General features: G+C 71.7%; 9 protein-coding genes. 3 read left to right on the forward strand and 6 right to left on the reverse strand.

The window, feature by feature from the left end:
* Positions 1-25 precede the first annotated feature (25 nt).
* From ACQ9ZG_RS12700 to ACQ9ZG_RS12710, 3 genes are all read right to left on the reverse strand, one after another.
* A complete protein-coding gene (locus tag ACQ9ZG_RS12700; protein WP_258312176.1) occupies positions 26-229 on the reverse strand; it encodes a hypothetical protein in 204 nt (67 codons plus the stop codon).
* Between the two features lie 166 nt (positions 230-395).
* Positions 396-551: a DUF6131 family protein gene (locus ACQ9ZG_RS12705; RefSeq protein WP_018492738.1), complete on the reverse strand. Its 156-nt coding sequence runs from the start codon at positions 549-551 to the stop codon at positions 396-398.
* A 314-nt stretch (positions 552-865) separates the two neighbouring features.
* Positions 866-1,504, reverse strand: coding sequence for a hypothetical protein (locus tag ACQ9ZG_RS12710; protein WP_258312175.1), 639 nt, complete (start codon positions 1,502-1,504; stop codon positions 866-868).
* Between the two features lie 304 nt (positions 1,505-1,808).
* Here ACQ9ZG_RS12710 and ACQ9ZG_RS12715 point away from each other — a divergent pair, with 304 nt between their 5' ends.
* Positions 1,809-3,452: a penicillin-binding transpeptidase domain-containing protein gene (locus ACQ9ZG_RS12715; protein WP_499280506.1), complete on the forward strand. Its 1,644-nt coding sequence runs from the start codon at positions 1,809-1,811 to the stop codon at positions 3,450-3,452.
* A 247-nt stretch (positions 3,453-3,699) separates the two neighbouring features.
* On the opposite strand, the gene ACQ9ZG_RS12720 is transcribed toward ACQ9ZG_RS12715, so the two are convergent.
* Both ACQ9ZG_RS12720 and ACQ9ZG_RS12725 read right to left on the reverse strand, forming a co-directional pair.
* Complete coding sequence (locus ACQ9ZG_RS12720) at positions 3,700-4,152, reverse strand: hypothetical protein (RefSeq protein WP_136015436.1); 453 nt, start codon at positions 4,150-4,152, stop codon at positions 3,700-3,702.
* Positions 4,149-8,510 carry a DNRLRE domain-containing protein gene (locus ACQ9ZG_RS12725; RefSeq protein ID WP_499280509.1) on the reverse strand — a complete coding sequence of 1,454 codons (4,362 nt, stop codon included), beginning with the start codon at positions 8,508-8,510 and terminating at the stop codon, positions 4,149-4,151. Before ACQ9ZG_RS12725 ends, ACQ9ZG_RS12720 begins: the two co-directional genes overlap by 4 nt.
* A 254-nt stretch (positions 8,511-8,764) precedes the next feature.
* On the opposite strand from ACQ9ZG_RS12725, the gene ACQ9ZG_RS12730 reads away from it, so the two are divergent.
* Positions 8,765-9,322, forward strand: coding sequence for a YbaK/EbsC family protein (locus ACQ9ZG_RS12730; protein ID WP_109916829.1), 558 nt, complete (start codon positions 8,765-8,767; stop codon positions 9,320-9,322).
* The gene (locus ACQ9ZG_RS12735; RefSeq protein ID WP_499280510.1) at positions 9,319-10,170 is read left to right on the forward strand and encodes an EamA family transporter; all 852 of its coding nucleotides are present in this window, start codon (positions 9,319-9,321) and stop codon (positions 10,168-10,170) included. Before ACQ9ZG_RS12730 ends, ACQ9ZG_RS12735 begins: the two co-directional genes overlap by 4 nt.
* Before the next feature lie 189 nt (positions 10,171-10,359).
* Here the strand turns inward: ACQ9ZG_RS12735 and ACQ9ZG_RS12740 are convergent, their stop codons facing one another.
* Positions 10,360-11,907, reverse strand: a complete 1,548-nt coding sequence (locus ACQ9ZG_RS12740; RefSeq protein WP_109914881.1) for an alanine/glycine:cation symporter family protein — start codon at positions 11,905-11,907, stop codon at positions 10,360-10,362.
* Positions 11,908-12,098 lie beyond the last annotated feature (191 nt).

Raw genomic sequence — 12,098 nt, forward strand, 5'->3', positions numbered from 1 at the left:
TGCATGCCCGGAGGGCCCGACACCATCAGGTGTCGGGCCCTCCGGGCATGCAGACCGCGTTTCCGCGTTTCCTTCGTCTCAGCATCGCTCGCGTCCAGAGCGTCAGACCGACGAGGGAGAGGATCACCGCTCCCCCGACGACCACGGGGACGGCCCCGATGAGGAGGAACGAGACCAGCAGTTCCGCCCACGTCGGCTCTTCGCCCATCGTGCTTCCGCTCTGCTCCATGGACTCCATGACGCGGGCGGACGGTGATCGGTTCCGAGGGCGGAGAGCGTCTTACCGACGCATTCCCGTGCCCGGCTCACCACCCCTTCACCGCTTCCCGGAATTCACACCAGGAAAGCCGACCGGGGAAGGTGGACACATGGACGCGGACGCGTGGACGGGAAGACTAGAAGAAATGCTTTCGCCCACCGACCGCCCGGCCGGTCGCGCCCAGGATCCACAGGATGGCACCCACCACGATCAGGATGCCGCCGATCGTCGTCAGCAGCGACACCTTGACGAACAGGCCGATTATGAGCAGAAGAAGTCCAAGGAGGATCATGTTTTTCATTCCCATCGTCAAGTCCGGTTCGGACGCGTGTGCGCCCAAAACTTCACAACGGCCTCAATGCACCCCACCGGTACATCCCGACTGCGATCACATAATCGCCAGGATCTCGTTGCGTCCGTCCTAGTGCCCGGCAAATTCGGGTTCACTCACCACGACGGAAATTTGTTCGTGTCCCGGTCTCCGGGGCTCGGCCTTCGGGACCGTCGCCCGGTCTTCGCCCAGGTCAGGCCGGTCCGGCGGCCTCAGGACCCACGGCCACCACCGGACTCACGCGGCCGCCACCGGACCGACGACCGCCACCGGACTCACACGGCCGTCCCCGGACCCACGGCCGTTCCCGGATCCACGGCCACCCCCGGACCCACGACCAGCTCCGGACTCGCGGCCTTCTCCGGGCTCGGGGCCTTACCCGTACGCCGCTGCCGCGCCATGAAGAAGGCCGCCACGGCCGACAGCGCCAGGACCAGCAGGGCCGCGCCGCCCGAGATGACGGTCAGCACCAGCGCCCCGCCGCCTCCGGTGTCCGCTTCGCGGGCGACGGTCCGGGGGTCGTCCGGCTGGTAGCGGAGGGCGACCGGGGCGCCGGCCGGCTCCTTGTCGCCACCGCTGCCCACCGGCAGGTCCGCGACCACCGCCCGGCCGTCGGCCTCGAAGGCGACCCGGCAGTGGCCGATCATGCACGAACCGTCCGTGTGCAGCGTCGCCTGGACCCGTTCGCCGGTCCGGAGGGAGCGCAGATGCTGGGCGGCCGGGAGCATGACCAGGCTCGACAGCGCGCCCGGCAGCAGGCCGAGCGCCAGCAGCATCACCAGGGACGCGCGCTGCCCAACACCGTCCTGGCCACCGGGCTTCCGTCCGTACGTGCCGTGGGTCCGCGCCACCGTCGTACCGCCCACACCGCGCACGCTGCCCGTACCGCCTCTGCCGTCCAGACCTGTCGCCATCCGCTTCTGCCCCCCTGCCGTCGGACGGGCAGCGTAAAGGGCCGGTCGGGGCCCTTTCATGTGCTGATGTCGGCACACCGGGGACGGGCCCACTGCCTGCCCCCGGCAACGGAGGAGGCGGGGAGGGCGACGGAGGCCCGGGTTCCGGGAACAACCCCGGAGAACGCGACCGGAGAGCGCTTTCCGGCCAAGCATTCCGGTCCGGTAACAACGCCCTCACCGGGCGCGACGGCCCCTTAGGGTTCCTCACTGTTGCCCCGTGAACATATTCGGGGGGCGCTTCCGGGGAGGGGGGACCGCACAGATGCGCAGTGGAGCGAAGGTCGCCGTGGTCGGCGGAGTGTTCGTGCTGGTGGCCGGCGGGGTCGGCTACGCGGCGTACGACACGCTCGGGGGCGACGGGGGCGGCAGCAACAACGTCGCCTCCCGCAACGCCACGCCCGAGGTGAAGACCGGGCCGCCGAGCGCGGAGGAGATAGCCGAGACGTCGAAGGGGTTCTTCGACGCCTGGGCGGCGGGGGACGCGGCGGGCGCGGCGCTGCTCACCAACAACGAGGCCGAGGCGGAGCCCGTACTCAGCTCGTACGGCGAGGACGCCCACATCGGCGACGTGAAGATCACCCCGGGACCGGCCGTCGGCACGAAGGTGCCCTACACGGTCGCGGCCACCGTCACCTACAGCGGGACGTCCAAGCCCCTCTCGTACGCCTCCGAGCTGACCGTCGTCCGCGGCCTGACCACCGGGAAGGCGCTCGTCGACTGGGAACCCACCGTCGTCCACCCGCAGTTGGCCGCGGGTGCGACGCTCAGGACGGGTGAGTCGTCGACGGCGGCGATCGAGGCCGTCGACCGCAACGGGACGGTGCTCACCAAGGAGAAGTACCCCTCGCTCGGGACGGTCCTGGACACCCTGCGCCAGAAGTACGGTGCCACGGCGGGCGGTTCGCCCGGCATCGAGACCTGGATCGACCCCGCCGAGGACGGGCAGCCGGACATCAACCTGCTGACCCTCGCAAAGGGCAAGCCCGGCAAGGTGCGGACCACGATCGACGCGGGGGTCCAGGCGGCGGCCGAGCGGGCGGTGAAGCGGTACGGGGAGTCCTCGGTGGCGGCCGTCCAGCCGTCCACCGGCGCGATCCTGGCCATCGCCAACCACCGCGCCGACGGCTACAACGCGGCCATGAGCGGCCAGTTGGCGCCGGGCTCCACGATGAAGATCGTGACGGCGGCGATGATGATCCGGAACGGTCTGGGCCGTATCGACGCACCGGTCGAGTGCCCGGCCACGGTGACGTGGAAAGGGGTGACCTTCCAGAACCTCAACCGCTTCTCCGTCGACGGCGGCACCCTGCGCGAGGCGTTCGCCCGGTCCTGCAACAGCACCTTCATCAAGCCGGTCAAGCCGCTCGGCGCCCGGGCGGGCACGGCCCTGGGCCAGGAGGCCCGTGACTACTTCGGCCTCGGCCGGGACGACTGGCAGACCGGCGTGCCCTCCTTCGACGGCAGCGTCCCGGAGTCCTCGGGGGCCGAGACCGCGGCCTCGTACATCGGGCAGGGCAAGGTCCTGATGAGCCCCCTGAACATGGCGTCGGTCACCGCCACGGTGAAGAACGGCGGCTTCAAGCAGCCGTACCTGATCGCCCGTGACGTGGACGACCGGCCGTTCGCCACGGCAAGTCCGCTGCCGGGCGACGTGGCCGAGCAGCTGCGGCAGATGATGCGCTACACCGCGACCAGCCCCACCGGCACCGGCACCAGGTCCATGGCGACCGTCGGCGGCGACAAGGGCGCCAAGACCGGTTCGGCGGAAGTCGACGGGCAGACGTCGAACAGCTGGTTCACCGGCTTCAGCAACGACCTCGCCGCGGCGGCGGTCGTCCAGGAGGGCGGCCACGGCGGCGACGCGGCGGGCCCGGTGGTGGCGGAGGTGCTGCGCGCGGGGCGGTGAGCCGGAGGCCGGGGCCGGGCCGACGGCGTCGCCGGACCGGGCACCTGGACCGCGTGCTCGAACCGGGCCGACTCCAGCGGCCCCTCGCCACCGGGCCACCAGGCCCACCCCGCGCCCGGGCCGGGCAACGTACGGCCGGCCACCCCACCCCGTACGACAGCGCCCCGTCACGCACGCCACGCACGACGGCGCCCCGGTCCACCCGGAGGTTCGGGTGGACCGGGGCGCCGCTCCGTGCCGGTATCGCCTACTTCCCCTCGTCCAGGACGACCCCGTACGCGTCCTCGTTGTCGTCCCCCTTGCCGCGCAGGGTCATGGACAGCGTGCCCGGTCCGCCCTCGAAGGTGACCTCGACCGAGACGGACCGGTCAGGTTCGCTGAAGTCGGCGGTCATGGGCTTCTGGGCCGCGTCGCCCCAGGTCTTCACCCAGGAGCGGGCCGTCTCCTTCACCGTGCCGCCGTTCCTGTCGCCGCCCTCCGCCAGCTCCGCGAGTCCGTCCGCGTCGCGCGACTGGATCCGGGCGAGGACGTGCTCGACGGCGGAGAGCGAGCCGGGGGTCGGCATCCCGGTGACGCTCAGCTGGAGCCCGGTGATGCCGTCCTTCGCCCGCTGCGGTGTCTTGTCGGTGTCGAAGACCCCGCATCCGCCGAGCGCCAGCACGGCGGCCAGCGCCGCGGCCACTGCGCGTACGTTCCTCAACTGCGCCTCCCCGGACGGATGATGCTCACGGCGGTGATGTCCTTGTTCTTCAGCCAGTTGTTGAGCGTGGTGTGGTCCTTGCCACGGCCGCCGTGCTGGCTGATGTTGACGTTGCCCTTGTTCCGGGCCGTGATGATGCCCGCGTGGTCCCAGCGCTTGTCACTACGGTAGAACGCGAAGATGACATCGCCCGGCTTGGCGTCGTACCGGGAGATCTCCCGCCCTCCCCGGTAGTCCTTGAGGTGGTTGCGGAAGTTGGTCGCGCCGGCCCAGGTGTAGCTGTCGAGAAGCTTGGGGCCGATGCGGTTGCGGAACCACCGTGACGGGTTCTTCCTGCCGCCCTTGCGCTGCTTCATCTTGCCTCCGTGGTAGGCGGCCTTGGAGACGAAGTTGGTGCAGTCGTTGCGGTACTCGCGCTTGATCTTGACGTTGCGCTTGGCCCAGGTCGCGGTCCCGCTGCCGTTGGGCGCGGCCGCCCGGAGGGCCAGGCCACCGAACGGGTCGGGCTCGTCGGCCAGCATCCCGTCGGCGTCCAGCTGGATCGGCAGGCTCTCCTGCTCCCCCTCGGCCACCTCGTCGAGGCTGTCCTCGGCGGGCGGCGCCAGGTTGACGGCTCCGGCCGCGGCGGCGGTGGCGGGCAGGGTCACCTCCACGTCCGCGTCGTCGGCCTCCATGCGCAGGACACCGCCGGTGAAGACGAACCGGCCGGGCAGCTCGCCCTCCTCCGGCTCCTCGGTGCCGTCCTTGTGGGTGAGGACCGTACGCTCCTGGAGCCGGCCGCGGACGACGACGTCACCGCCGGGACCCGCCCCGGTCAGTACGTCGTCGAACGCGCTGACGACGGAGGAGTAGTGGCGGTCGTGACGGGCGTACGCCTCGCGCCTGCGGTTCAGTTCGGGCACCTGCTCGGCGAGCAGGTCGCGGAACATCGCCCCGTGCGGGGAGGCAGCGGCGGCCTTGTCCGCCGTGGTGTGCCTGCCCTGGAGCACGGCCGCGCGGGCCGCGGCGTAGTCGCGCACCGCCTGGACGTACCGGGCCGCGTCGGGGACGGCGGCGGGCTTCACCGCGTCCGACAGGGCCGCGTCGGAGGTTCCGTACGCGGACCGGGCGGTGACCTGGACCGTGTGGTCGGCGCCGTTGGCCAGACCGGGGAACAGGGCCCGGGTCTCCTCGGTCGTGGTGCGGGCGACCTCGGCGGCGCCCTTGCGGACGACCACCGTGTACGTCAGCGCTTCGGCCTCCGCACCGGGATCCGCCGGGACGCTGCCGGGGTCCGCCGGGGCGTTCCATGTCGCCAGGAGGCCGGCGTCGGCCGGGACCGCCTTGACGTTCTCCGGGGCGCCCGGGGCGGCAGCCGGGACGTAGCTGACGACGAGCTTCGGGCGGTCGGCGGGGTTCGCGGCTCGGGCGGAGTGGTAGGCCACACCGGCGGCGGCGGTCTTCTCGTCGCCGAGCTGGAGGCTCACCCCGTGGTTCTCGCCCTGCTGGAGCCAGTCGGCGACGAGGTATCCGAGGTTGAGATCGCCGAGAGGGGCGGGCAGTTCGTCGTCCGCCTCGTACGCCTCGTCGCTCGCGGCGGCCGCCAGCTCCTCGCCGGTCCCGGCCGGCGACCACGGGTCGACGAGTTCGCGCAGCGTGGCCGCGGGCTCCTCGCAGCCCTCCTCCGGCTCCCCGGCCGGGCAGTCCGCGCGGTGCAGACGCAGTCGCGCGTCGGTGATCCGGGCGCCGGCCGGGACGGCCGAGAGGTCGGCCCGGAACCAGGTGCGCCAGGCGGTGGAGTCCGGGGTGCCGACCTTCAGCAGCCCGTCCTGGACGGGGGCGCAGGGTGCGCCGCCGCAGTCCTGGGCGCCGACGGGCACGGTGGCGTCCTGGAGCGCGCTGCCGGTGATCTCGACGGTCCGGGTGGGCGGTGTCCTCTCGGTTCCGGGCTTCTGCGCGGTGAAGGACCGCCTGACCGTCCAGGCAAAGCACGCCTCGGCTCCGCAGCCGCGCATGGCCCACTGGTAGCGGGTGCCCGCGGTGAGCGTGCCTTCGGGGACCGCGGTGGCCACCCGGCTGCCGCTGTCGGCTCCGGCGGTGGGAAGCGTCACTCCGGACAGCGCCTTTCCGGCGGCGTCGAACAGCGCGAACTCGCCGCGCACCCGCTCCTGGTCGCCGGAGGTCACCACACCCGAGAGCAGCGGGGTGGCCGTGTCCGTGGCCCCTTCCTGCAGGGCGACCGGGACATCGGGAACCGGAACCTCCACGGGCTCGGGGCCCATGCCGAACCGGAACGCGGTGGTGCCGGAGAGCAGGCCCGCCGAGTCGACGGTGCGGGCGTGCAGGGTGTGCCAGCCCTTGCCGGCGGTGAACTTCACGGTCTGCGGCTTGCCGCCGGTGCCCGCGGGGTCGTTGACCGCCTTCGGTGTCGTCGGGTCGTCAAGGCCCCAGAGGAAGCCCCGCCCGTCGGTGGAGGTGGTGGCCAGGGTGCAGGTCATGGCGCCTGCCGCCGTGTCCTTCCACTGCTCCTCGGGGTGGCCTTCGCAGGTCACGGCGGGGGCGGCGGGCTTGGCGGTGTTGACCCGGAAGGGGACGTAGCCGCTCCAGGGACCGTAGGCGGAACCGTCGTGGGAGCGGGCGCGGAGCCGGTATCCGTGGGGGCCGAGCTTCTTGTCCGCCGGGAGCGCCAGCTTGGCCGTACCGCCGGAGGCGACGCCACCGCTCGTGCCGGTCCAGCTGTAGCCGCCCGCGTCGTTGAAGGCGGGGTCGGCGCTCACCTCGAACTGCGCCTTCACCGTGCCGCCGTCGGGGTCGGCGACCTTGGCGGAGAAGGTGGGGGTGACGGAGGTGGCGTACGTCCGCTTGTTGAGGGAGTTGTGGGCGGAGGGCGTGAGGGCCACGGCGGCCGGGGTGTCCGGCAGGCTGTTGTACGTCACCGAGAGCACGGGCACGTTGCTCGCGGCGTTGCGGGAGTTGAACCGCTTCCAGCCGTACGGGTCCTTCTCGTCGGCGGCCCGGATGCCGAGGGAGTTCTCGGGGTTGGGGTTGTCGGCCCAGGCCTGCGTCAGCGCCTTGACGTCCGCGCTCACCCAGCCGCCCGCGCAGCCGGTGCCGCCCTTGGTGGCGGTGGAGGTGGCCCAGAGCCGGTTCCACTTGGGCTGGGCGGTCCAGCGGCTGGCCGTACCGGGGTTGCCGGTGTCCCACACCTCCCAGGCACGGGCCGAGCAGGACCACGCGTGGTGGTTCCACAGCTTCAGTGTGGCGGCCTTGATCTCCTGCTTCTTCACCGGCCTGTTGGTGAAGCGGAGGAAGGAACGGGCCACCTGGCCGGAGCCGTTGTTGCCGAGCTTCAGCTCCTTGGCGGTGGACTGGTCGGTGGTGTAGCCGTCCTGGACGAAGGTGGTGAACGTGGTCAGCAGGTTGACGGACGGGTCGACCGTGACGGGGAAGACGGTGTCCGGGGCGGCGAGGAAGGCCGCGTCGGGGGTGAGCGTCAGGTCGATGTCGTCGCCGTGCTGGTCGAACGCCATGGCGACGGGCGCCCGGTGCGTGTGGTCGCCGGAGCGCTCGTCCGTGCGGGCGTCCCACATGACGGGCGCGGGCAGGGTCCCCACGGGCTTCCCGGTCGCGTTGTCGGTGAAGGCCAGTCCGCCGCCGGGCGCGGTGCGCGCGGTCAGCCCCTTCGCGGTGAGCGTCATCCGCAGGGTGCCCGCCTCGGAGACGGCACGCTTCGAGCGGAGCGTCAGGAACTGCTCGAACCCGGTCCTGGTGGCGTCCACGACGAGGTCGGCGTGGGGCAGGGCGGACGGATAGGTCGCCCGCGTGCCGTCGATGCGCGGGGCGGGCAGCGCACCGCGCCAGCCGAGCTCCACGCGCTGCCCCTGGTCGTTCGTCAGGGAGACCAGCGGGGTCGCGGCGGCGACGGGTTCGGCCGCCCGCAGGCGACGCGTGGCCGCCGTGTCCTTGCGTACGGGGGTGGCTCCGGCGAGCGTCAGGCCGAGCGGGTGCGCCTTGGCCACGACCTTCCCGCCGGGTGCGGCGGCCAGGTCGATGTCGACGTCGGTCCAGGACCCGTCGGCGTTCCGGAACCGTACGGGCCCGGCGGACCGGTCCTCGGTGAACGTGCCGTCCGGGTTGGCCCACACGGTCCGCGTCTCGGTGCGCTCGTCGAGGACTTCGACGCGCTCGCCTTCCAGGCGCGCGGCCAGGGTCGCCGATGTGGCTCCGGTCCCCGCCACGGGTGCGGCGGCCGGTGTTCCGGGCGCGGCGGTCGCGGTGACCGTCGCCCCGGGTATCGCCACCTCCAACGCGAGCAGACCGGCCAGCACGGCGCAGGCGGTGAGTGCCCGGCCACGTCTGGACGTATGACGCTTCTTCACCAATATCCCCTCCCAGTTAAGGAAAATCTCAGGAGGGAATAAAGTAGACATAAATTCACAGACCGAAGATCAGTAAAGCGCTCAAAAGGTACATCTCACCTATGGCATGTCTCACACACTTCGCCACATATCACACCTCTTCACCCCATGAGCGATTTCACCCCGCCATGGACCCCGCCCAACTCCCCACCCCCGGCGGCCGCTCCCCCGCAACCCCCTCGCATGCCCCCTACACCGACCGCTAGCGTGCAGCCATGAGCACACCCGAGCCCGCCGAAACCACCGCCGCCGAGGCCACTCCCGCCGCGCCCGCGCCCGCACCCACACCCGCGGAGGCCTCCCCCGCCCACCCCCGCTTCGCCGAGGCCCTGGCAGGACTGGGCCTCCAGGTGGAGGTGCGCCGCTTCCCCGACGCGACCCGTACGGCGGCCGAGGCCGCGGCGGCGGTCGGCTGCGAGCTGAGCGAGATCGTCAAGTCCCTGGTCTTCACGGCGGACGACGTCCCCGTGCTGGTCCTGATGGACGGCTCGTCGCGGGTGGACGTCGAGCTGGTACGGCGTGAACTCGGCGCGCGGAAGGTCGGGCGGGCGGACGCGGCCCTGGTCCGGGAGACGACCGGCTACGCGATCGGAGGCGTACCCCCCTTCGGCCACGCGACGAAGACCCGCGTCCTGGCGGACCGCCGCCTCCTGGACCACGCCGTGGTGTGGGCGGCGGCGGGCACCCCGCACACGGTCTTCCCGCTCGACCCCAAGACGCTGATCGCCCACGCGGGCGCGACGGTGGTGGATGTGCGCGAGCCCGCCAAGTGACCCCGCTGGTCGCCCTGGCGGTCCTCATAGCCGCGATCACGCACGCCAGTTGGAACGCCATCGCCCACGCCATCAAGGACCAGCTGCTCTCCTTCACGCTGATCTCCGGCGGCGGCCTGCTGATCGGCGCGGCGATGGCCTTCTTCGCCCCGTTCCCGGCGGCCGGGGCATGGCCGTACCTCGGCGCCTCGGCCGCGCTGCACGTGGCGTACATGCTGCTGCTGATGCGGTCGTTCACGCTCGGGGACTTCGGCCAGATGTACCCGATCGCCCGGGGGACGGCCCCGCTGGTGGTGACCGTCCTGGCGGCGGTCTTCGTCGGCGAACGCCCGGACGCCTGGGCGGCGACGGGCGTCGCGGTCGCCTCCGCCGGCCTGGTCGGCCTGGCCCTCTGGGGCATCCGCGGCTCCGGCACCCGCCCCCACTGGCCCGCCGTCGTGGCGGCGCTCGGCACGGGCCTGGCCATCGCGGGCTACACGACGGTGGACGGCGTCGGCGTACGGGCCTCCGGCACCCCGCTCGGTTACGTCGCCTGGCTGATGATCCTGGAGGGCCTGGCGATCCCGGCCTACGCCTACTACCGCCGCCGCTCCGGACTGGTTGCCCAGCTCCGCCCGTTCGCCGTACGCGGCCTCCTCGGCGCGGCCCTCTCCGTCCTCGCGTACGGCCTGGTCCTCTGGGCCCAGACCCGCGCCCCGCTGGCCCCGATCGCGGCACTGCGCGAGTCGTCGATCATCGTGGGCGCGGCGATCGGCACCCTGTTCTTCAAGGAGCGCTTCGGCGCCCCGAGGATCGCGGCGGCGGGGCTGATGGTGGTGGGCATCGGGCTGATGCTGCACACGAGTTGACGCCTCACGCTCTCGGTGCCGCCCACTCGGGGGCCACCGGGGCTCGCCGTCCGCTCCCGCAGCACGGCCGGCGGGCGCGGACCGGATACGGCGAAGGCCCCGGCCCCCTCATGGAGAGGGTCGGGGCCTCCGGGAGCCGGGGCGGCGATCAGGTCACGCACTCAACCGCGTCGGACGCCCGGGACTCGGTCAGACCGCGGCCTTGGCCGACTCGTCGTCCTTGTCCCCGCCGTCTCCTCCCCCGTCCGTTCCGCCGACCTTCCGGACCCGCACGTACTCCAGGAAGTTGTTCAGCTCCCGCTTGACCACCGGAGCCAGGAGGTACAGGCCGATGATGTTGATGACGGCCAGGGTGAAGAGGACCGCGTCGGCCAGGTCGATGAGGGTCTGCAGGGTGAGCAGGGACCCGGCGACCGCGAAGAGCGTGTAGGTGATCTTGTAGATGGTCTCGCTCGTGCGGCTGCGGCCGAAGAGGTACGTCCAGGACTTGAGGCCGTAGTAGCCCCAGGTCAGCACCGTGGAGATCGCGAAGAGCATGACCGCGACGGTCAGGATGTACGGGAACCAGGGCAGCACGGTGGCGAAGGCGTCCGAGGTGATCGTCACGCCGCCGATGGACTCGCCGTCGCGGGCCTCGCCCCAGCTGGCCGGGTTGGCGATGACGATCGTCAGCGCGGTCATGGTGCAGATGATGACGGTGTCGATGAACGGCTCCAGCAACGCGACCAGGCCCTCGCTGGCGGGGTGCTTGGTCTTGACCGCCGAGTGGGCGATGGGGGCCGAGCCGATACCGGCCTCGTTCGAGAACGCGGCGCGCCGGAAGCCGATGATCAGCGCGCCGAGGATGCCGCCCGCGACGCCCTCGGGGTTGAACGCGCCCTCGATGATCGTGCCGATCGCGGCGGGCACGGCGGTGACGTTGACGAGGATGACGACGAGACAGGCGACGATGTAGATGCCCGCCATCGCGGGAACCAGCCGGCTGGTCACGGCTGCGATGGAACGGATGCCGCCGAGCAGCACGATGCCGACGAGCGCGGCGACGAGGATGCCGAAGAAGAGCGCCCCGCCGGAGGAGCCCATCATCCCGTCCTCGCCACCGGTGACGGAGACGAGCTGGGCGTAGGACTGGTTGACCTGGAAGAGGTTGCCGCCGAAGAGCCCGAAGAACAGGATCATGATCGAGGCGAGGACGGCGAGGACCTTGCCGAGGCTCTTGCCGTTCTTCCCGAAGCGTTCGGCCAGGCCCTTGGGCAGGTAGTGCATCGGTCCACCGGAGACGGTGCCGTCGGCGTGGACCTCGCGGTACTTCACACCGAGGGTGACCTCGACGAACTTGGTGGCCATGCCGAGCAGGCCGCAGAGGATCATCCAGAACGTGGCCCCGGCGCCGCCGATGGAGACGGCGACGGCCACGCCCGCGATGTTCCCGAGACCCACCGTGCCGGAGACGGCGGCGGTCAGCGCCTGGAAGTGGTTGACCTCTCCGGCGGAGTCCTTGTCGTCGTACTTGCCCCGGACCACGTCCACGGCGAGCCGGAACTTCCGCACCTGCACGAAGCCGAACCAGCCGGTGAAGACGAGGCCCGCCAGCCCCAGCCAGGTGACGATGAGCGGTACGTCCGCCCCGGCGATGGTGACGGAGTAGAAGACGATGTCGCCCAGCCAGCCGGCTATGGGCTCGAAGAACCCGCTGACGGATTCGTCGATGTTCTGCGTGATGGAGTCGAGTGACACGTTGGCTACCTCGATGACGCGCGAGCGGCGGACAGCGGAGTGCCTCGCCGGTCGCTGCGCGGTGGGGGACGTTTGCGGACGTTGGGGAACGTGTGGGGGGCGCTTCTCCCGGCCGGACGACGGCGTCGTCCGGCTGGCGGTCCGGGCGTGCGGCGCGGTGCGGACTACGCCGACGATCGCCCTGGCCTGCT

Source organism: Streptomyces araujoniae, assembly GCF_050871195.1.
Lineage (GTDB): Bacteria > Actinomycetota > Actinomycetes > Streptomycetales > Streptomycetaceae > Streptomyces > Streptomyces bacillaris.

What these genes read in the sequence shown, in the direction of transcription:
- ACQ9ZG_RS12700 (WP_258312176.1), bottom strand. Translation starts at nt 229, where the DNA reads ATGGAGCAGAGCGGAAGCACGATGGGCGAAGAGCCGACGTGGGCGGAA.
- ACQ9ZG_RS12705 (WP_018492738.1), bottom strand. Translation starts at nt 551, where the DNA reads ATGATCCTCCTTGGACTTCTTCTGCTCATAATCGGCCTGTTCGTCAAG.
- ACQ9ZG_RS12710 (WP_258312175.1), bottom strand. Translation starts at nt 1,504, where the DNA reads ATGGCGACAGGTCTGGACGGCAGAGGCGGTACGGGCAGCGTGCGCGGT.
- ACQ9ZG_RS12715 (WP_499280506.1), top strand. Translation starts at nt 1,809, where the DNA reads ATGCGCAGTGGAGCGAAGGTCGCCGTGGTCGGCGGAGTGTTCGTGCTG.
- ACQ9ZG_RS12730 (WP_109916829.1), top strand. Translation starts at nt 8,765, where the DNA reads ATGAGCACACCCGAGCCCGCCGAAACCACCGCCGCCGAGGCCACTCCC.